The sequence below is a fragment of the Siccirubricoccus deserti genome (assembly GCF_014283215.1).
Classification (GTDB): Bacteria; Pseudomonadota; Alphaproteobacteria; order Acetobacterales; family Acetobacteraceae; genus Siccirubricoccus; species Siccirubricoccus deserti.
In genome coordinates this window covers 22037-40453 of the sequence record NZ_JACOMF010000003.1, presented here as the reverse complement: position 1 = coordinate 40453, position 18417 = coordinate 22037, and the positions used below count along the sequence as shown (strand labels likewise).

20 protein-coding genes are annotated in these 18417 nt (G+C 71.7%); 10 read left to right on the top strand and 10 right to left on the bottom strand.

Annotated features, from left to right (window positions below; all coding sequences use genetic code 11):
- Nucleotides 1-164 precede the first annotated feature (164 nt).
- A complete protein-coding gene (locus H7965_RS03410; protein WP_315898676.1) occupies nucleotides 165-791 on the bottom strand; it encodes a GNAT family N-acetyltransferase in 627 nt (208 codons plus the stop codon).
- 13 nt (nucleotides 792-804) lie between these two features.
- Between H7965_RS03410 and H7965_RS03405 the strand changes: the two genes are divergently transcribed.
- Nucleotides 805-1953: an MFS transporter gene (locus H7965_RS03405; RefSeq protein ID WP_186769138.1), complete on the top strand. Its 1149-nt coding sequence runs from the start codon at nucleotides 805-807 to the stop codon at nucleotides 1951-1953.
- 7 nt (nucleotides 1954-1960) lie between these two features.
- Here the strand turns inward: H7965_RS03405 and H7965_RS03400 are convergent, their stop codons facing one another.
- Complete coding sequence (locus tag H7965_RS03400) at nucleotides 1961-2935, bottom strand: tripartite tricarboxylate transporter substrate binding protein (RefSeq protein WP_186769137.1); 975 nt, start codon at nucleotides 2933-2935, stop codon at nucleotides 1961-1963.
- A gap of 458 nt (nucleotides 2936-3393) precedes the next feature.
- On the opposite strand from H7965_RS03400, the gene lpdA reads away from it, so the two are divergent.
- The 4 genes from lpdA to H7965_RS03380 all read left to right on the top strand — a co-directional run bounded on the left by lpdA (nucleotide 3394) and on the right by H7965_RS03380 (nucleotide 6858).
- Nucleotides 3394-4785, top strand: a complete 1392-nt coding sequence (gene lpdA, locus H7965_RS03395; protein ID WP_186769136.1) for a dihydrolipoyl dehydrogenase — start codon at nucleotides 3394-3396, stop codon at nucleotides 4783-4785.
- 21 nt (nucleotides 4786-4806) lie between these two features.
- Nucleotides 4807-5853 (top strand): DNA adenine methylase, encoded by a 1047-nt coding sequence (locus H7965_RS03390; RefSeq protein ID WP_186769135.1) that lies wholly within the window; start codon nucleotides 4807-4809, stop codon nucleotides 5851-5853.
- 2 nt (nucleotides 5854-5855) lie between these two features.
- A complete protein-coding gene (locus H7965_RS03385; protein WP_186769134.1) occupies nucleotides 5856-6134 on the top strand; it encodes a PGPGW domain-containing protein in 279 nt (92 codons plus the stop codon).
- Between the two features lie 67 nt (nucleotides 6135-6201).
- Nucleotides 6202-6858, top strand: coding sequence for a DUF4142 domain-containing protein (locus H7965_RS03380; protein ID WP_186769133.1), 657 nt, complete (start codon nucleotides 6202-6204; stop codon nucleotides 6856-6858).
- Between the two features lie 77 nt (nucleotides 6859-6935).
- Here the strand turns inward: H7965_RS03380 and H7965_RS03375 are convergent, their stop codons facing one another.
- Nucleotides 6936-8294, bottom strand: a complete 1359-nt coding sequence (locus tag H7965_RS03375) for an LLM class flavin-dependent oxidoreductase (RefSeq protein WP_229682453.1) — start codon at nucleotides 8292-8294, stop codon at nucleotides 6936-6938.
- A gap of 118 nt (nucleotides 8295-8412) precedes the next feature.
- Between H7965_RS03375 and H7965_RS03370 the strand changes: the two genes are divergently transcribed.
- The 3 genes from H7965_RS03370 to H7965_RS03360 are packed head-to-tail and all read left to right on the top strand — an operon-like array spanning nucleotide 8413 to nucleotide 11574.
- On the top strand, nucleotides 8413-9384 hold the full coding sequence (locus H7965_RS03370) for a Bug family tripartite tricarboxylate transporter substrate binding protein (RefSeq protein WP_186769132.1): 972 nt from the start codon (nucleotides 8413-8415) through the stop codon (nucleotides 9382-9384).
- A 5-nt stretch (nucleotides 9385-9389) separates the two neighbouring features.
- Nucleotides 9390-10367 carry a Bug family tripartite tricarboxylate transporter substrate binding protein gene (locus H7965_RS03365; RefSeq protein WP_186769131.1) on the top strand — a complete coding sequence of 326 codons (978 nt, stop codon included), beginning with the start codon at nucleotides 9390-9392 and terminating at the stop codon, nucleotides 10365-10367.
- Nucleotides 10368-10374: 7 nt separating this feature from the next.
- Nucleotides 10375-11574, top strand: coding sequence for an MFS transporter (locus H7965_RS03360; protein ID WP_186769130.1), 1200 nt, complete (start codon nucleotides 10375-10377; stop codon nucleotides 11572-11574).
- A gap of 30 nt (nucleotides 11575-11604) precedes the next feature.
- On the opposite strand, the gene H7965_RS03355 is transcribed toward H7965_RS03360, so the two are convergent.
- The 7 genes from H7965_RS03355 to rpsF form a co-directional block, all read right to left on the bottom strand.
- Entirely contained in the window at nucleotides 11605-11817 is a 213-nt protein-coding gene (locus H7965_RS03355; RefSeq protein ID WP_186769129.1) for a hypothetical protein, read from the bottom strand.
- Nucleotides 11818-11834: 17 nt separating this feature from the next.
- Nucleotides 11835-12134: a hypothetical protein gene (locus H7965_RS03350; RefSeq protein WP_229682454.1), complete on the bottom strand. Its 300-nt coding sequence runs from the start codon at nucleotides 12132-12134 to the stop codon at nucleotides 11835-11837.
- 48 nt (nucleotides 12135-12182) lie between these two features.
- Nucleotides 12183-13799, bottom strand: a complete 1617-nt coding sequence (locus H7965_RS03345) for a DUF6311 domain-containing protein (protein WP_186769128.1) — start codon at nucleotides 13797-13799, stop codon at nucleotides 12183-12185.
- A 95-nt stretch (nucleotides 13800-13894) separates the two neighbouring features.
- A complete protein-coding gene (gene rplI / locus H7965_RS03340; RefSeq protein WP_186769127.1) occupies nucleotides 13895-14449 on the bottom strand; it encodes a 50S ribosomal protein L9 in 555 nt (184 codons plus the stop codon).
- 15 nt (nucleotides 14450-14464) lie between these two features.
- Complete coding sequence (locus H7965_RS03335; protein ID WP_186769126.1) at nucleotides 14465-15409, bottom strand: hypothetical protein; 945 nt, start codon at nucleotides 15407-15409, stop codon at nucleotides 14465-14467.
- A 28-nt stretch (nucleotides 15410-15437) separates the two neighbouring features.
- Nucleotides 15438-15725 (bottom strand): 30S ribosomal protein S18, encoded by a 288-nt coding sequence (gene rpsR / locus H7965_RS03330; protein ID WP_186769125.1) that lies wholly within the window; start codon nucleotides 15723-15725, stop codon nucleotides 15438-15440.
- Nucleotides 15726-15728: 3 nt separating this feature from the next.
- Nucleotides 15729-16199, bottom strand: coding sequence for a 30S ribosomal protein S6 (gene rpsF / locus H7965_RS03325; RefSeq protein WP_186769124.1), 471 nt, complete (start codon nucleotides 16197-16199; stop codon nucleotides 15729-15731).
- 348 nt (nucleotides 16200-16547) lie between these two features.
- Between rpsF and H7965_RS03320 the strand changes: the two genes are divergently transcribed.
- On the top strand, nucleotides 16548-17276 hold the full coding sequence (locus H7965_RS03320) for a hypothetical protein (RefSeq protein WP_186769123.1): 729 nt from the start codon (nucleotides 16548-16550) through the stop codon (nucleotides 17274-17276).
- 126 nt (nucleotides 17277-17402) lie between these two features.
- Entirely contained in the window at nucleotides 17403-18362 is a 960-nt protein-coding gene (gene fabD, locus H7965_RS03315) for an ACP S-malonyltransferase (protein ID WP_186769122.1), read from the top strand.
- Nucleotides 18363-18417: the final 55 nt, after the last annotated feature.

Below are 18417 nucleotides of genomic sequence, written 5' to 3'. Positions count from 1 at the left end.
CTGGAGGTAAGTGGTCCCGCTCCCCTCAGCCGTCATGACCGGGCTCAATCTGGCCATCCAACTGCTGCTTTCGTGTCCCATTCGGATGCACGGGCAAGGCCCGTGCATGGTGGGAGAGGAGCGACCCGCTGTTCCTCAGCACCCCGCCAGGGGCGCGACCGGCCCTACCGCCCGGCCGGCGGCGGGGCCGCCGCGCCGTCGCCGAGCGGCCGGCTCATCAACACGCTGTCCACCCATTGGTCGTGCTTCCAGCCGATCGCCGGCAGCGTGCCGACGCGGGCGAAGCCGCAGCGCGCATGCAGGCCGATGGAGCCGGCATTGCCGCTGTCGCCGATGACCGCGATCATCAGCCGGAACCCCGCGGCCTCGCAGCGGGCGATCAGCAGTGGCAGCAGCGCCTGGCCAATCCCGCGCCGCCCGGCGTCGGGCGCGACATAGATCGAATCCTCGACGGTGAAGCGATAGGCCGGGCGGGTACGATAGGCGCTGGCATAGGCGTAGCCGAGCACCGCCCCCGATTTGTCGGTGGCGACAATATGCGGATAGCCACCGGCCAGCACCGCTTCCCGCCGCCGCGCCATCTCTGCCTCATCCGGCGGCTCCAGCTCGAAGCTGGCGAGGCCATGCAGGACCCAGTGGCCGTAGATGCGGGTGATGGCGGGCAGATCCGCCGGGGTGCTGTCGCGGAGGATGAGGTCGGAGCCGAGCATCCCGGAATGGTGCGATGGCGAGGCGGCGCTGTCCAGCAGGGCTGGTGCTTGGCTGCCAGAGGCCGCAGGCTGCGGCGCCACATGGAGTCGCCGCTTGCCCGAACCCGCCCGACGGCATGCGGAGCTGGTCGTCGGCCTTGCCGTCGCCGCCATCGGCCTGGCGACCACCCTGCCCTTGCCGCTCTATGGCATGCTGGCGGCGCGTGGCGGCTACGGCACTGGGGCGCTGGCGCTGGCCTTCGCCTGCTACGCCGCCACGCTGATCGTTACTGCCCCGCTGCTCGGCCCGCTGCCGGACCGCATTGGCCGCAAGCCCTGCGTGCTGCTGGGGGTGGTGCTGGCCGCCGTTTCCACCCTGGTGCTGACGCTCTGGCCGAGCATCCCGGCGCTGGCGGTGGCGCGGGTGGCGCAAGGGCTCGGCATGGGCTGCGTCACCGGCGCGGCCACCGCCTGGGCGGCGGAGCTGGCCGGCGGCGGGGCCGCGGGCGGCAGGCGGGCGGCGGGCATCATCGCCGCGGCGACCATTGGCAGCTTCGGCGCCGGCGGGGTGCTGACCCTGGCTTCGGTGGCGATCTGGCCGGCCTGGGTGCCGCCGCCGACCTTCGCCGCGCATCTGGCCTTCGCCGCGCTGCTGCTGCTGCTGACCGCCCGGCTGCCGGAGACCCTGGCGGCGCCGCGGGGACCCTGGCTGAGCCGCCCGGCCTTCCCGCCCGGCACCCTGGCGACGACCCTCGCCATCCTGCCCGGCTGGGGCGCCACCGCCACGGTGCTGACCACCGTCCAGGCGGCAATGGCGGCGGAGGGCAGGCCGCTGCTGGGGCCGCTCGCCGCCTGCGGCATGATGATCATCGGGCTGGCGGCGCAGCAAACCGGGCGGAAGATGCCGGCAGGGCGAGCGGTGCGGCTTGGCCTCGGGGTGCTGGTGGTCGGCGGCGCGCTGACCTTCTGGGGCGTGCTGGGCGGCGGGCTGCTGACGTTGCTGGCGGGGGCGGCGATGGTCGGCATCGGCACCTACGCCTTCGTCTACCCCGGCGGGCTTGCGGCGGTGGCCGAGGCTGCCAGCGGGGAGGACCGGGCACGCGCCGTCGCCGGCTATTTCGTCGTCGCCCATGCCGGGTTCAGCGCGGTGCCGCTGGCGGTCGGCCTCGCAGTCGATGCCTTCGGCATCGCGGCGGCGCTGCTCGGCGCATGGCTGGCGCTGGCCGGCTCCGCCGCCGTGCTGGCGCGGGCGGTGCGGCGGTAGGGCGGCCTCAATCCAGCCGCAGGCCCAGCCGCTGCACCACCTGCTTCTCGTACTCCGCCTGGCGCAGGGTCACGGTCTTGTAGGTGTCGCTGTCGTAATAGACCGCCGGCATGTCGAACAGCGCCCGCACCCGCTCGTTTGCCGGGTCGAACAGCGCTGCCTTGAAGCCGTCGTGCAACACCCTCACCACGCCGGGGTCCATGCCGGGCGGCCCGACCAGGCCGTAGGCGGAGGTCGCCACCAGGTCGATGCCCAGCTCGCGCAATGTCGGTGCATCGGGGAAGCGGGCGAAGCGCTCCGCGGTGAAGACGCAGAGCACCCGCATCCGCCCCTCCACCACATGCGGCGCCCAGGTCGAGGCATCGGCTATGCAATCCACTTGGCCGGCGAGCACCGCGGTGACGCCCTCGCTGGTGCCGCGGAAGGGAACATGGGTGAACTCGGCACCGATCCGGGCGCCGAGGTCCTCCATGATGATGTGCGGCGTGGTGGCGATGCCGGAGGTGCAGTAGGTGCGCCGGCCCGGCTCCGCCTTGGCCGAGGCGACGAACTCCGCCCAGTTCTTCCAGGGCGCATCGGCCCGCACCGCGACGCCGACCACCCAGCCGCACAGCCCGATGACATAGGTGAAATCCGTGGCGAGGTCCCATTGCGGGGTGCGCACCAGATAGGGCCGGCGGATGACCGCGAGATGCATCTGGCCAAGGGTATAGCCATCCGGCCGGGTCTCCCGCGCCAGCGGCACGATGTGCAGCGTGCCGGCGGCGCCGGCCTTGTTCTCCACCACCACCGGCTGGCCGAAGCCGCGCTGGGCGATCTCCGCCAGGGAACGCATCTGCACGTCGGAGGAGGAGCCGGCCGACCAGGGCACGATCAGCCTGATCGGCCGGTCGGGGAAGCGGGACTGGCCGAGCGCGGGGGCGGCGAGCAGGGCGCCTCCCGCGGCCAGCACGGCACGGCGGTGGGTGGCCTGTGTCTTCATGTGTGGTGTCCTCCCTCGGGCTGGTCCGTTCCGAACCTTTCCGCCGAGTGTGGCCGGGGTGGGCGGCCGAGGAGAAGCAAAAGCCGCACGAAGCGGAGGGCGGCGTGCCTCCCCCGCCGCGGACCAGTCTTGCGACCTTGCGGGCGTCCGAAGCGTTGCAGCGGCCGGAGGACCGATCATGACCACGCAAGCCCCCGGCCTGAATGCCGCGCCTTCGATGAGGCCGCCGACCGACGCCGCCGCATCCCTCGCCATCTTCGGCGGCTCCTCCGGCGATCTGGTCGAGGGTATGAGTTCTACGCCTATTCCTGCACCGCCCTCGATTTCGTCCCGCTGTTCTTCCCCTCCGGCGACCGCACCACTGCGCTGCTGAACGCCGGAGGCTCCATGACCCGCCACTTGCGCCGCTGCCCGGTTGCCGGCAGGTTCCGGCCGCTTCCCTTAGCCGAGGATCTGCCATGCCCGAGAGTTTCGACGTCATCGTCATCGGCGCCGGCCCGGGCGGCTATGTCTGCGCCATCCGCGCTGCCCAGCTCGGGCTGAAGACCGCCTGCGTCGAGCAGCGCGAGACCCTCGGCGGCACCTGCCTCAACATCGGCTGCATCCCGTCCAAGGCGCTGCTCCAGAGCAGCGAGAATTTCGAGGAGGCGGCGCATAAGCTGGCCGACCATGGCGTGGTGGTGGGCGGGGTGACGCTCGACCTGGCGCGGATGCAGGCCCGCAAGGGCGAGGTGGTCGCCGCCAATGTGAAGGGTGTCGAATTCCTCTTCCGCAAGAACAAGGTCACCTGGCTGAAGGGTGCCGGCCGCATCGCCGCCCCCGGCCAGGTCGCGGTCGGCGACCAGGTCTATGAGGCGAAGCACATCGTCATCGCCTCGGGCAGCGAGAGCATTCCGCTGCGCGGCGTCGAGGTGGACGAGAAGCGGATTGTCACCTCCACCGGCGCGCTGGAGCTGGATGCGGTGCCGAAGCACCTGGTCGTCATCGGCGCCGGGGTCATCGGGCTGGAACTCGGCAGCGTCTGGCGGCGGCTCGGCGCCGAGGTGACGGTGGTGGAATACCTCGACCGCATCCTGCCGGGCATGGACAACGAGGTCTGCAAGGGTTTCGAGCGCATCCTGGTGAAGCAGGGCTTCAAGTTCAAACTCGGCTCGAAGGTCACCGGCGCCACGGTCGGCGAAGATGGCGTGACCCTGAGCGTCGAGCCCGCCGCCGGCGGCGCGGCGGAGACCCTCAAGGCCGATGTGGTGCTGCTGGCGATCGGCCGCCGCGCCTATACCGCGGGGCTTGGCCTGGATGCCGCGCAGGTGGCGCTGGATGAGCGCGGCCGGGTGAAGGTGGATGCGCATTTCGCCACCAATGTCCCCGGCATCTGGGCGATCGGCGATGTCATCGCCGGGCCGATGCTGGCGCACAAGGCGGAGGAGGAAGGCGTCGCCGTCGCCGAGCTGATCGCCGGCCAGGCCGGGCACGTGAACTACGAGGCGATCCCCGGCGTGGTCTACACCTGGCCCGAGGTGGCGAGCGTCGGCCGTACCGAGGAGCAGCTGAAGGAAGCCGGCGTGGCATACAAGGCCGGCAAATTCCCCTTCACCGCCAATGGCCGGGCGCGGGCGATGGGCGACACCGACGGCTTCGTGAAGCTGCTGGCGGATGCGAAGACCGACCGGCTGCTCGGCGCGCATATCGTCGGACCGGATGCCGGCACACTGATCGCGGAGCTGGCGCTCGCCATCGAATTCGGCGCCAGCGCCGAGGATGTGGCCCGCACCAGCCACGCCCACCCCAGCCTGAACGAGGCGGTGAAGGAAGCGGCGCTCGCGGTGGCCGGGCGGGCCTTGCATATCTGATCCGCGGCTGGGCTTCCGCCGGTGATCAAATACATCGGCAGCAAGCGCGCCCTGCTGACCCATATCCTCTCCGCCATCGGCGCCGCCGCGCCGGCGGGGGCGGTGGTCGCCGACCTGTTCTCCGGCACCGCCCGGGTCGGCCATGCGCTGAAGCGCGCCGGCTACCGGGTGCTGGCGAATGACCACAACGCCTTCGCCCATATCCTGGCCACCTGCTACGTCCAGGCCGATGCCGAGCGCTGGGCCGAGCCGGCGCGGAAGATCCTGGCCGACCTCCAGCGCCTGCCGCCGCGCCCGGGCTGGTTCACCGAGACCTATTGCGTCGCCGCCCGCTACTTCCACCCCGACAATGGCGCCCGGATCGAGGCGGTGCGCGAGGCGATCCTGACGCTCGGCGCCGAGCCGGAGCTGGAGGCGGTGCTTCTGACCTCGCTGCTGGAGGCGGCGGACCGCGTTGATTCCACCGCCGGGCTGCAGATGGCCTATATGAAGCGCTGGGCGCCGCGGGCACTGAACCCGCTGAGCCTCCGGCTGCCGGCGATGCTGACGCGCCCCGCCGCCGGCGCCTGCGCCGCCTTCTGCGGCGAGGCCGAGCAGGTGGCGGCGACGCTCGACTGCGACCTGGCCTACCTCGACCCGCCGTACAACCAGCACAGCTACCTCAGGAACTACCATGTCTGGGAGACGCTGGTGCGCTGGGACCAGCCGGAGGTCTACGGGGTGGCCAACAAGCGGACGGATTGCCGCACCAGGATCTCGGCCTTCAACAGCCGCCCCGGCATCGGCCCGGCACTGGCCCGCACCATCGGCGCGCTGCGTTGCCCAACCCTGGTCGTCTCCTTCAGTGACGAGGGCTATCTGAGCCGCGCCGCGCTGGAGGCGATGCTGGCGCCGCGCGGCCATGTTCAGGTGGTGGAGATCCCCTACGGCCGCTACGTCGGCGCCAAGATCGGCATCCACAACCCGCGGGGCGAGAAGGTCGGCACCATCGGCCGGCTGACCAACATCGAGTACCTCTTCGTGGTCAGCGAGCAGCGCATCGCCCTGCCTCCACAGCGCGCGGCGTAATGATGTCGGCGCCGCGTCGGCCCTCCCTGAAGCGCAAGGTCGGCGGCATCGGGCTGCTGGTGCTGGGCGTGCTGGGATTGGTGCTGCCGATCCTGCAAGGCGGGCTGCTGCTCGGGCTCGGGCTGTTCGTGCTGCGCGAGCAATTTGGCTGGGCACGGCGCGCCACGGATGCGCTGCGCCGCCGCTGGCCGCGCGCGGTCGAGGGCGTGGAGGTGATGGAGGACCGGCTGCTGGATTGGACCCGGCGGCAGACCGCCCGGCTGCGCCGCCTGCTGCCCTGATCCGGCCGCCGACCGAACTTCGCCATCGGCGCCCCGTTCATCCTGCCTCCCGACAGGAGGCAGACGCATGTCCCGGATCGCCCTATTCGCCGCCACCGCCCTGCTCGCCGCAGTGCCCGCGCTGGCGCAGACCCAACAGCAGCGGTCCCAGGCCGCCCAGGGCCAGACCGGCCAGCCCGGCGTCCCCGGCACGACGGCGGGGCCCGCAGCGGGCGCCAGCGCCACCGGCAACCGCGCCGAGGTGACGACCACGCCGGAGTTCATCCGCATGGCCTCGATGAGCGACCGCTTCGAGATCGTCTCCAGCACCTTGGCCATCGAACGTACCCAGACCGCGAAGGTGAAGGAATTCGCCCAGCACATGGTGCGTGACCATGAGAAGACGACGCAGGAGCTCCAGCGGCTGATTGCGGCGATGCCGGGCCAGAGCGGCGCCACCGCCGCGCCACGCGGCGGCGCGGAGCCTACGCCGGGTTCGCCGCAGGCCACCGGCCTCGACCAGCAGCACCTGGCGCTGTTCCAGCAGTTGCAGGGCACCCAGGGCGCGGCCTTCGATCGGCTCTACCTGCGCCAGCAGGTGATGGCGCATATGCAGGCGGTGGACCTGTTCCGCGCCTATGCCGCGTCCGGCGACAATGCCGAGCTGAAGCAATGGGCGGCGGCGACCCTGCCCGCGCTGCAGGAGCATCTGCGGATGGCGCAGCAGCTCCAGAATGGTGCTTGATACGGCAGGGGCCGTTACAACGGATTGGCGTTCATGCCCATACGCCAATCCGCCACGGCCTGTTGTTCGTGGGGCGGCTACTCGGCCGCCAGCTTCCCCCGCCAGTCGCCGCGCACCGAGCGCGGCAGCCCGAGGTGGTCGCGCAAGGTCGGCCCGGTGTAATCCTTGCGGTGCAGCCCGCGCCGTTGCAGCTCCGGCACCACATGCTGCACGAACTCGGCGTAGGTGCCGGGCACATGGGTGGCGGAGATGACGAAGCCGTCGCAGGCCGGGGTGGTGAACCATTCCTCCAGCGCGTCCGCCACTTCCTTCGGCCCACCGACGATCGGGTGCACCGGCCGGCCGCGGCCGCTGACGGTGATGAAGTCGCGCACCGTCGGCAGCCGGGGCGCGATGGCGCGCACCACCTTGTCGCGCATCGCCTGCAGGCCCTGGATGCCGTCCAGCTCCTCCGTGGTGAAGGCCTCGTCCAGCCCCTTGCTGGCGAAGTCGAAGTTCAGTGCCTCGCTCAGCAGCGAGAGCGCGTCGATCTCGAGCGGCAGGGTCTGGATCAGCGCGGCCTTGTCCTCGGCTTCCATCCTGGTCGCGGCGCAGATCGGGTAGACCAGCGTCGCCACCTTCACCGAGGCCGGATCGCGGCCTTCCGCCGCCACCATCGCCTTGAACTCGGCGTAGTCCTTCCGCCCGCCGTCGAGGGTCGGGTAATGCACGAAGACCAGCTCCGCCCAGCGGGCGGAGAAGCGCTTGCCACGGCCGCTGCTGCCGGCCTGGATCAGCACCGGATGGCCCTGCGGGCTGCGCGGCACGGTGAAGGGCCCGCGCGAGTGCAGGTACCGGCCCTTGTAGTCCAGCCGGTGGACCTTGTGGCCGTCGCCGAAGCGCCCCGACGCCTTGTCGACGATCAGCGCATCGTCCTCCCAGGAATCCCAGTGGCCGAGCACCACCTCGACGAATTCATCGGCGCGGTCGTAGCGCGCGTCATGCGCCATCATCTCGGCATGGCCCATGTTCGCCGCCTCGCCGTCGTTCAGCGAGGTCACGACATTCCAGGCCGCCCGCCCGTTGCTCATCAGGTCGAGCGTCTGGAAGAGGCGCGCCACGTGGAAGGGCTCGTAGTAGGTGGTCGAGGCGGTGGAGCCGAGGCCGAGCCGCGAGGTCGCCGCCGCCATCATCGTCAGCACCACCACCGGGTCCATCTTCACGCAGCGGATGCCGTGCTCCACCGTGTGCACATGGTCGGAACCGTAGCGGTCCGGCATGGACAGTCGGTCGTCGAAGAAGCCGAGGTCGAATTTGCCGGCTTCCAGGATGCGAGCGATCTCCTGGTAGTAGTCGGCCGAGAGGAAATCGGTGCGGCTATCCGGATGGCGCCAGGAGCTGGCGAGATTGGTGCAATTCTGCGCCTGCAGGAAGCCGACGAGGTGCATCTGGCGCATGGCCATTCCTTCCCTGGATCACCCGCAGGTTCGCGCTGCCCCAGGCTTGCGTCAACGCCGGGCAATGATGGTAGCATCGCAACCAAGCGGTTGGACGAATTCCGCAAGGGGGAAGCGAATGCTGCGTCGGAGAGACATGGTGCTGGGGGCCGGGTTGCTGGCCATGCCGGGGCTGGCGCGGGCCCAGGCAAGCTGGCCGGAAAAGCCCATCCGCTTCGTCATCGGCGGCTCCGCCGGCGGCGTCTCCGACATCCTGCTCCGCATCATGGAGAATCGGCTGCGCGAACGGCTCGGCCAGCCCATCGTGCTAGACCCGCGGCCGGGCGCCGGCGGCATGGTGGGCGCCGAGATCGTCGCCCGCGCCCCGGCCGATGGCTATAATTTCTACATCAACCACATCGCCAGCCACGGCATCGGCCCAACGCTCTACAAGCGGCTCTCCTTCGACCCGCTGAAGGACCTGCCGGGGGTGGCGCGGCTGGCCGCCATGCCGAACGTGCTGATCGTCAAGGGCGACAGCCCGCACCGCACGGTGAAGGACCTGGTCGCCTTCATCCGCGCCAACCCGGAGAAGGCGACCTTCTCCTCCGCCGGCACCGGCACCTCCTCGCATCTCTCGGGCGTGCTGCTGGGCCTGCGCACCGGTGTCGAGACCACGCACGTACCCTATCGCGGCACCGCCCCCTCCATGGCCGCGGTGATGAACGGCGAAGTGCTCTTCGCCATCGACAACGCTCCGGCCAGCCGGCAGCAGGTGCTGGCGGGAATGCTGCGGGCGCTGGCGGTCTCCACCGCCACCCGCGCCGCCACGATGCCGGAACTGCCCTCCCTGCAGGAGGAAGGCGTGGCGGAGTTCGACGTCGCCTCCTGGTACGGCATCGCCGCCCCTGCCGGCGTGCCGCGGCCGATCGTGGACCGGCTGGGGCGCGAACTTGTCTCGGCCTTGCAGGACCCGGGGCTGGCCCAGCGGTATCGCGACTTCGGCGCCGAGCCGGCGCCGCTCGGCCCGGCCGAATTCGACGCCTTCATGCGGAGCCAGGTGGCGACATGGGCCCCGGTGGTCCGCGCCTCCGGCGCCTCAGTGGATTAGCCGCCATGCGCCGCCGTCAAGCTCTGCTGGCCCTGCCGGCGCTGGCCATCCGGCCGGCAAGGGCCCAAGGGACCGCCCAAGGCAGCTGGCCCGACCGGCCGCTGCGTTTCGTCGTCAGCGCCCAGGTCGGAGGCGTCTCCGACATACTGGTGCGCATCCTGGAGAACCGCATCCGCGAACGGCTCGGCCAACCCCTCTACGTCGAGCCGAAGCCGGGTGGCGGCGGGCTGATCGCGGCGGAGAGCGTGATCCGCGCCAATGACGCGCACAGCTTCACCGTGAACCACATTGCCAGCCACGGCATCGGCCCCTCGGTCTACCGCAACCGGGGGAACTTCGACCCGCTGCGCGACATGCCGGGGGTGGCGCGGCTCTGCGCCATGCCGAATGTGCTGATCGTCCGGTCCGAGCTGCCGATCCACAATGTCGCCGACCTTGTTGCCTACATCAGGGCTAATCCGCGGCGGGCGAATTTCAGCTCGGCCAGCTCCGGCACCTCGTCGCATCTGTCGGGGATATTGTTCGGCCAGATCATGGGCGTCGAGGTGACGCATGTGCCCTATCGCGGCACCGCGCCGAGCATGCTGGCAGTGCTGAACGGCGAGGTGCTGTTCAATATCGACAATGCGCCGACCTCCCGCCCGCATGTGCAATCCGGCGCGCTGCGGGCCATCGGCGTCTCCACCGCCCAGCGGGCGGCGACGATGCCGGACCTGCCGACCCTGGCCGAGCAGGGGGTGACCGGCTTCGACGTCGCCTCCTGGTACGGCATCGCCGCGCCGGCGGCGACGCCGCGGCACGCGGTGGCGAAGCTGGCCGAGGTGCTGCTGGAGGCGGTGGCGGACCCCGGCATCATCGCCCGCCTCGCCGAGATCGGCGCCGAGCCCTGGCCGCTGCCCACCGCCGAGTACAATGCCTTCATGCGCGCCGAGGTCGCCAAATGGGCGCCGGTGGTCACCGCCGCCGGGGCCACGGTTGACTAGCGCCTGAATGGCACGCGACCGGCCGGCCAGCATCGTGCTGATCGTGCTGGCGCAGGTGCTGGCGCTGTCGCTGTGGTTCTCCGGCACCGCCGCCGGTCCCGCCATGGCGCGGGAGGCGGCGGTGCCGCCGGGGTTCCTCGCCTGGCTCACCGGCGGGGTGCAGGCCGGCTTCGTGCTGGGGACGCTGGCGAGCGCGGCGCTCGCCCTGCCGGACCGGGTCGATCCGCGCCGGCTGATCGCCGCCGCCTGCCTGTTCGGCGCCACCGCCAATGCGCTGATCCTGGCGCTGCCGGTGGGCGATCCCTGGGTCGTCGTGGCGCGCGGCGCCACCGGGCTGGCGCTGGCCTGCGTCTATCCGGTGGGGATGAAGCTGGCGGCCGGCTGGGCGGGGCCGGGCGATGCCGGGCTGGTGGTGGGGCTGCTGGTGGGTGGGCTGACCTTGGGCTCCGGCGCGCCGCATCTGGTCAATGCGCTGGGCGGGCTGGAGTGGCGGGTGACGGTGGCGGCGGCCTCGCTGGCGGCGCTGTTGGCGGCGGGACTGGTGCTGGCGGTGCGGCTCGGGCCACGCCATGCCAAGGCGCCGCCTTTCCGGCCGGGGCTGGCGCTGCTGTTGTTCCGCAATCGGGGCACCAGGCTGGCGACCCTCGGCTACCTCGGCCACATGTGGGAGCTCTATGCGATGTGGGCCTGGGTCGGGGCCTATCTCGCCGCCAGCTTTCTCGCCTGGGGCAGTTCGGCGCCGGGCGGCCCGGCGCTGGCCAGCTTCGCGGTGATGGCAGCGGGCAGCCTGGGCTGCGTCGCCGGCGGGCTGCTGGCGGACCGCATCGGCCGGGCGAGGCTGACGATCTGGGCCATGGCCACCAGCGCGCTGTGCTGCCTGCTGGCCGGCCCGGCCTTCGGCCTGCATCCCGCCCTGGTGATGACGCTGTGCCTGGTGTGGGGGGCAGCGGTGGTGGCGGATTCCGCGCAATTCTCGACCAGTGTGGCGGAACTGGCCCCGCCCGGCCTCGCCGGCACCATGCTTACAGTTCAGACTTGCCTCGGCTTCGCGCTCACCCTGCCGGCCATCCACCTGCTGCCCTGGGTGGAGGCGCGGCTCGGCTGGGGCGGCGGCGCCTTCGCGGTGCTGGCGGTGGGGCCGGCGCTCGGCTGTCTGGCGATGGCCCGGCTGCTGCCCGCGCGGCAGCCGTGGCCACGCGAGTCGTAGGCGTGGCCGCGGCGGGTTGGCCCGTTGGCCTCAGGACTTGGTCTTCGGGTCGTGCACGTGATGCCGGTCGCGTTCGCCGCCACCACCCGAGATCCGGCTGCGGTCCGGGTTGGTCGGTTCGTCAGGCGCCGGCCCTTGGTCGTCGCGGTCGCGGTGCGCCGCGCCATGTGTGCCGCCCTGATGGCTACTGCCCGGGCCGCCCTTGTCGCGGTGCGGGTCGTGCTCGCCGCGCTGCTGCTTCATGGCCGATCTCTCCTGCGTCACCGGTCCTGGGTGAAGCCCTGGTTTGTGGTGTTCTGCTTGATGTTTCCCTGGCGGCCCTGCTCGGCCAGATTGCGGTCCCTGGCATCGCTGGGCAGGGCCTCGCCCTGGTGGTCCGTGCCGCGCGGCGTGTCGTCCTGCGGGCCCGGCCCCTTGGTGGTGCGGTTGGCCGGTGGGACCGGCGGCAGATGCGCCTTCGACATGGTGGTTTCCTTGAACGCCGTGGTGGCATCCCAACGCCGCCCCGCGCGGCGCCGTTCCCCGGTGTTCAGCGCGGCGCTACCGCGGATTGCGGTCATGTCCGAATGCCGATCCGCCGTAGCCTGCCGTTTGCACGCTTCGGGGCGTTAGCGGCCCTCCGCGATCCGCTCTGACCAGCCCGGCGCCAGCACCCAATAGCCATCCGCCTGGCGAAGCAGGTCGCGCGTCGGATCGTGCGAGCCTCGGGCCAACGCCAGGCTTGCCGCGTCGCGCAGTACGTAGAGTGTGCCCGGCTCATAGCGCCCGTCGCGGAGTTCGGCCGCCACTCGGGCGCGCAGCGCCGCCGCCGCCACCTCATCGACCCGCGCCATGTAGACGCTGTCGGTCGGCAGCCCGGCCTGGGCGGCGAAGCGGGCGATGCTCTCCCAGCCCTCGCCCATATTGACCGCCGGCACCGCCCGCACCCGGACGTAGCGCCCGGCGGCCTCGGCCCAGAATGGGTCGAACAGCCGTTGCGGCACGCCGGAGGGCGCGCCGGCCACCAGCCCGTGCCGGAAGGCGAGGCCCGGCCGCAGATCCACCCATTGCAGCGCCAGCAGCCCGAGCAGCAGCCATCCCACCCGCCGCCCGCCCCAGGCTCGGTCCGCCAGGGCGACCGCGCCGACCATCAGCGCATAGGCCAGCGGCCAGGCCATGCGCTCGGCATTGCGCAGTACGTCCAGCCGGTCGAGCAGCCAGGCCGGCAGCGGCAGTTCCGCCATCAGCGCACCGCCGAGGGTCACTCGCTGGGTCACCGCGAAGGCCAGCAGGCCGAGCAGCGCCGCCGTCAGCGGCCAGAGCCGGCGCGGCAGCGCCATTGGCCGCCGCGCCCAGGCCAGCGCTCCCGCCGCCAGCAGCAGCAGCCCGCCGAGGCCGAGATAGCTGCTGCCGGCCTCCCAATGCCCCGGGTCGGGCAGGTCGGGCAGCAGGCCGGACCACATGCCGCCGTCGAGGAAGGCCAGCAGGTCGAAGTTCCAGGTGCCGTAGCCGCCCCGGTCGCTGCCCGGTCCGGTGTCGAGGCCGCTGCCCAGCAGGAAGAAGCCGCCGGTCCAGAGCGCAGCCAGCACCGCCGCGGGCACCGCCAGGGCTTCGATGGCAAGGCCAAGGCGTGGCCGGCGTGCCAGCACCCGGCGCAGCCAATCGGCCAGCCAGATCGACACCGCCATGGCGAGCAGGTAGGAGTGGATCAGGCTGGTCGCAGCCAGCAGTGCCCCCCAGGCCAAGCCGCGGCGCGCCGCCCGGCCAGGGTCCAGCGCCAGCCAGAGCGCCAGCAGCAGGGTCCATTGCCCAGCCATCGGGGTGTGCCCGGCCATGCGGTTGATCAGCATCGGCTGCAACGCCAGCAGCCCGGCACCGGCGGCGCGGGCCAGCGGGTCGCCGGTGGCGCGGCCCAGCAGTCGCCATCCCACCAGCCCCTGCAGCACCCCGCAGGCCAGCAGCCAGGGGCCGACATATTGTGGCACCTCAACCAGGCCGCGCAGCGCCTTCAGCGCCAGCGCCAGCAGCGGGATCGTGTCGGCGAAATAGATGGCGGTGCCGAGTTCCAGCCCGTAATCCGGGTTGGCGCCTGGTGGCCAACCCCAGGGGGCGCGGGCGAAGTAGGTCCAGCCGAGCCAGAGCTGCACCGGGTCCGGCCCTAGCGGCCCGGCCAGCAGCCAGCCCTGGTTGCGCGGGTCAAGCGGCCCGAGGCCGAAGACCACCAGCACCACTGAAGCGCCAAGCAACGCCGCCGCAATTCTACTACAAGATGATAGTGCCCGGAATTGCCGAGGGGGCCTTGCGGCCCCCTCAGTGTCGATCGGTCGTGGATGCGGCCGGCTCAGCGGTCGTCCATCGCCGCGCCGATCTCGGCGCGCAGCTCCTCCTCGAGGGTCGGCTCCTCCTCGCGGACCAGCTCCTCACCACGGGCCTGGCGCTCGGCCTCCTCGACGCTGCGGGCGACGTTGACCGCGATCGGCAGGTGCACTTCCGGGTGCAGCTCGACCCGGACGGTGGTGATGCCGAGGGTCTTGATCGGCTGCTCCAGCAGCACCTGGCTGCGGTTGACCGTCAGCCCGGCTTCCTTCGCCGCATCGGCGATGTCGCGCGGCGAGACGCTGCCGTAGAGGCCGCCGCTTTCGCCCGCCTGGCGAATGATGACGACGGAGAGGCCGGCGACGCGCTCGGCGACCCGCTCAGCCTCCTCGCGGCGCTTCAGGTTCTCGGCCTCAAGCTGGGCGCGCTGCTGCTCGAACTGCGCCAGGTTCTCCTGGCTGGCGCGGATCGCCTTGCCGAGCGGGAGCAGGAAGTTGCGGGCGTAGCCGGGGCGGACCTTCACCACCTCCCCCATCTGCCCGAGCTTGTCGACGCGCTGCTTGAGAATCAGTTCGATCATGGTTGTCGGCTTTCGTCAGCTGTTGCGCGGCGCCGCGCGCCGCCGGAATTGGTCATAGAGGGCGAGGCCGATCAGCCCGGGGCCCATCACCTGCAGGAACATCACCAGCAGCATGTAGAAGGCTGCCAGCAAGGCGGGGCGCGCCTGCCGCCCTTCCAGCCGCCGATGCACGCCGGCGACACCTTGGAAGAACAGCGGCACCAGCAGCAGCAGCAACGCGGAGAGTGGCACCGCATCCTCCGGCATCGCCAGATAGGCCAGTGCCGCGACCGGTGGCAGCAGCGGATACCAGCCGGGCAGCCGCACCCGCGACCAAGCCGGCGCCGGCACCGCCAGCAATCCGCGCCGTTCCAGCAGGCGGGCCGCCGCCGTGGCATTGCCGAGCAGCGCGATGGCCACCCAGAAGCCGATGGCGCCGGCCTTCAGCCGTACCAGCGTGGTCACCAGCGCTTCCGAGGCAGGCATGTCGAGGCGCAGCAGCACGGCTTCCACCGCCGCCCGCATCACTGCGTCCAGCCCACCGTCATCGGCGAGGAAGAGCGCGGCCGCCAGCAGCACCACCAGCGGCCAGAGGCCGAGCATCGCCAGCGCCAGGCCAAGCGAGCCATGCCGCCAGCTGCCGAGCAGCAGCGCCGCCGGCACCCCGAACAGCACCAGGAAGACCAGCGCCGGCGCGATGCCGGCGGTGACCCCGAGCAGCGCCGCCGCCAGCAGCCCGGCCACCGCCGCCGCCAGCGGGCGGAACGCCAGCCCGGCGGCGAACAGCGGCAGCGGCGCCGCCCAGAACAGCAGGGTGCCACCCGGCAGTCCGCGCACCGCCCAGAGCACCGCGAAGGCCGCGGTGAATCCGGCGGCGCCCGCGGCCAGCAGGCTCGGATTGGCAGACAGGCCATGAGGCTGCCCTCCGGGCTGCCCCCGGTCCTGCGTGTCCTGCGGCCCGCTCGCCGTCACCTCGCGCATTCCCGTGCTGCTCGGCCGGTCGCCCGGCCTAGTCGTTGATGACGTAGGGCAGCAGTGCGAGGAAGCGGGCGCGCTTGATCGCGTTCGCCAGCTCGCGCTGCTTCTTGGCGCTGACCGCGGTGATGCGGCTCGGCACGATCTTGCCACGCTCGGACAGGAAGCGGGACAGCAGCCGCACGTCCTTGTAGTCGATCTTCGGCGCGTTCGGGCCGGAGAAGGGGCAGGACTTCCGGCGGCGGTAGAACGGCCGGCGGGCGCCGACGGCGGGGCGGCGGGCGGCCGGGTTCAGGTCGGCGGGTGGGGTGATGTCGGACATTGCTTACTCCTCGCCGCCGATGGAGGGATCGACCTCGTCGCGCGGGCGGGCACGGAATTCCTCGCGCTCGTCGCCACGCTCGCGGCGGCCGCTGGTGAAGCGGCCCGGCGGGCGGGGGCCACGGAAGCCGCGGTCACGCTCGCGCTCCTCGCCACGGCGGGTGAGGATGGCGGAGGGCGCCTCGTCGATCGCCTCGATCCTGAGGGTCATCTCGCGCAGCACGTCCTCGTTCAGGCCGAGCTGGCGCTCGGCCTCCTGCATCGCCGCCGGGGAGGCATCGATGCCGAGGAGCATGTAGTGCCCCTTGCGGTTCTTCTTGATCTTGTAGGCGAGGCCACGCAGGCCCCAGTACTCGCGCTTCTTCACCTCGCCGCCCTGTTCGGTCAGGACGGTGGTGATCTGGTCGGCGATGGCGTCGACCTGCTGCTGGGTGACATCGTTGCGTGCGATGAACACGCATTCATATAGCGGCATGGGTTCCCCCTATGGCTGTCTCAGCCCATTGGTCCGGGACGGGATGCCGCCGGGCGCGAATTGGGCATAGCCGCGCGCGATGCCTCCGCGGGCGGCAGGGAAGCGGGGCGTTAAGCACGGACGGGGGTTGCGGCGCAAGGGGCAGCAAGCTCCTGGTCCGGCAGAATAACAGGAATATATTCTGTAGCAAGGAATACCCTGCATGCCTGAGATCCCAATCTCCGAACAGACACCGCGCGCTGCGGTGCGGGAGCCGCGCTATTGGTTGGCCGGCCCTCCAGCCGCTTCCAGCGTGACTCCGCCGCCCTGCTATTCTATGTGCAGCACCCACCGGAACGGGACCTTGCCTTGCAGCACCGCCTCCCCCTCCTCGCCGTGCTGGCCCTGTTGGCCGGCTGCAAATCCGATTATTCTCCGGACACCTACGCCACCCGCGCCGTGCAACAGGCGAACCGGGTGGAACAGGGCATGGTGGTCGGCCGGCGTGAGGTCCAGGTCTCCGCCGAGGGCAGCACCGGCGCCGCCACCGGCGCCGCGGCCGGCGGCGTGCTGGGCGCGCAGACGCCGGGCGGCGGCATCGGCGCCGCGCTCGGCGGCGTCGGCGGGGCACTGATTGGCGGGCTGATCGGCACCGCGACCGAGCACGTCGTGGTCGACACCAAGGCCTTCGAATACGTCGTCCGCACCGCCAAACAGGAACTTGTTTCGGTCACTCAGCGCGATACCACGCCGCTGGTGGTCGGCCAGCGGGTGCTGGTGATCGCCGGCAACCAAGCGCGAATCGTGCCGGACTACACCACCCAGCCACCGGCGACGCCGGCCGAGGTGGCGAGGGAAGCGCCGGGCCCGGCCGAGCACGCCACCCCCGTGACGCCCACCTCGGCCGGCGCACCCACCACCATTCCGGCGGTGCCGCCTCCGCCGGTGGTTGCGCCGCCCCCGCCGCCGCCCAGCGGCGAGACCTCCTCCGGCCCCGGCCTGGCGGTGCGGCAGAAGCTGGAGGAGTCCGCAGCCAGCCAGTTGCCGCCAGTCGCGCTACCGATGGTCCGCGCCATGGGCGGCGAGGCAACGCCCTGATGCGACGTGACCCGATGGGCTTGCGTTGACACCGAAGTGACCAGGGTTTAGGCGCGGTCGCCCCGGGCCCGCGCCCGGTTCGTGCATCGGGCGAAGGATTCCGCCCCAGGAACAGCAGGAAACGCCATGGCGCTCGCCTTCGTCTTCCCCGGCCAGGGCAGCCAGGCCCCCGGCATGGGCCGCGACCTCGCCGCCGCCTTCCCCGCCGCGCGCGAGGTCTTCCAGGAAATCGACGAGGCGCTGAAGCAGAAGCTCTCCCGGCTGATGTTCGAGGGCCCGGCGGAGGAGTTGACCCTGACCGCCAATGCCCAGCCGGCGCTGATGGCCGCCTCCGTCGCGGTGCTGCGGGTGCTGGAGGCCGAGGGCGGCTTCGACCTTGCCGCCCGGGTCGCCCTGGTGGCCGGCCATTCGCTCGGCGAGTACAGCGCGCTGACCGCCGCCCGCGCCTTCGACCTGGCCACCGCCGCCCGACTGCTGCGGCTGCGCGGCGAGGCGATGCAGCAGGCGACGCCGCCCGGCACCGGTGCCATGGCGGCGCTGCTCGGCGCGGAGCTTGAGCAGGCTCGCGCGCTCTGCGAGGCCGCCGGCCCGAACCCCGAGACCGGCGCCACCGAGGTGGTCGAGATCGCCAATGACAACGGCGGCGGCCAGGTGGTGATCTCCGGCGCGAAGCCGGCGGTGGACCGCGCGGTGGCGGCGGCACCCGGCGCCGGCATCAAGCGGGCCCTGCCGCTGCCGGTCTCGGCACCCTTCCATTGCGCGCTGATGGCGCCCGCCGCCGATGTGATGCGGGATGCGCTGGGTCAGGCCCGGCTGGTCGCCCCGCTGGTGCCGGTGGTGGCCAATGTCAGTGCCGCCAAGGCGACCGGCCCGGATGAGATCCGCGACCTGCTGGTGCGGCAGGTGACGGCGACGGTGCGCTGGCGCGAATGCGTCGCCGCCATGGCCACCATGGGCTGCGACCGCTTCGTCGAGCTCGGCGCCGGCAAGGTGCTGACCGGGCTGATGAAGCGCAACGCGCCGGACGCCACCGCCTCCGCCATCGGCACACCGGCCGAGGTCGAGGCCTTCCTGAAATCGATCTAGCGGGCCGGCGAAGCCTCTGCCCGACCGCCGGCCCGCGGCCGGCACAGCCTGTATC

Bases quoted from the DNA above. Each gene is read 5' to 3' on its own strand.
- fabD (WP_186769122.1), top strand. From the start codon at position 17,403: ATGGCGCTCGCCTTCGTCTTCCCCGGCCAGGGCAGCCAGGCCCCCGGC.
- H7965_RS03400 (WP_186769137.1), bottom strand. From the start codon at position 2,935: ATGAAGACACAGGCCACCCACCGCCGTGCCGTGCTGGCCGCGGGAGGC.
- H7965_RS03365 (WP_186769131.1), top strand. From the start codon at position 9,390: ATGCGCCGCCGTCAAGCTCTGCTGGCCCTGCCGGCGCTGGCCATCCGG.
- H7965_RS03375 (WP_229682453.1), bottom strand. From the start codon at position 8,294: ATGCGCCAGATGCACCTCGTCGGCTTCCTGCAGGCGCAGAATTGCACC.
- H7965_RS03360 (WP_186769130.1), top strand. From the start codon at position 10,375: ATGGCACGCGACCGGCCGGCCAGCATCGTGCTGATCGTGCTGGCGCAG.
- rplI (WP_186769127.1), bottom strand. From the start codon at position 14,449: ATGATCGAACTGATTCTCAAGCAGCGCGTCGACAAGCTCGGGCAGATG.
- H7965_RS03355 (WP_186769129.1), bottom strand. From the start codon at position 11,817: ATGAAGCAGCAGCGCGGCGAGCACGACCCGCACCGCGACAAGGGCGGC.
- H7965_RS03370 (WP_186769132.1), top strand. From the start codon at position 8,413: ATGCTGCGTCGGAGAGACATGGTGCTGGGGGCCGGGTTGCTGGCCATG.
- H7965_RS03335 (WP_186769126.1), bottom strand. From the start codon at position 15,409: ATGCGCGAGGTGACGGCGAGCGGGCCGCAGGACACGCAGGACCGGGGG.
- H7965_RS03350 (WP_229682454.1), bottom strand. From the start codon at position 12,134: ATGACCGCAATCCGCGGTAGCGCCGCGCTGAACACCGGGGAACGGCGC.
- rpsF (WP_186769124.1), bottom strand. From the start codon at position 16,199: ATGCCGCTATATGAATGCGTGTTCATCGCACGCAACGATGTCACCCAG.
- H7965_RS03385 (WP_186769134.1), top strand. From the start codon at position 5,856: ATGTCGGCGCCGCGTCGGCCCTCCCTGAAGCGCAAGGTCGGCGGCATC.
- rpsR (WP_186769125.1), bottom strand. From the start codon at position 15,725: ATGTCCGACATCACCCCACCCGCCGACCTGAACCCGGCCGCCCGCCGC.
- H7965_RS03380 (WP_186769133.1), top strand. From the start codon at position 6,202: ATGTCCCGGATCGCCCTATTCGCCGCCACCGCCCTGCTCGCCGCAGTG.
- lpdA (WP_186769136.1), top strand. From the start codon at position 3,394: ATGCCCGAGAGTTTCGACGTCATCGTCATCGGCGCCGGCCCGGGCGGC.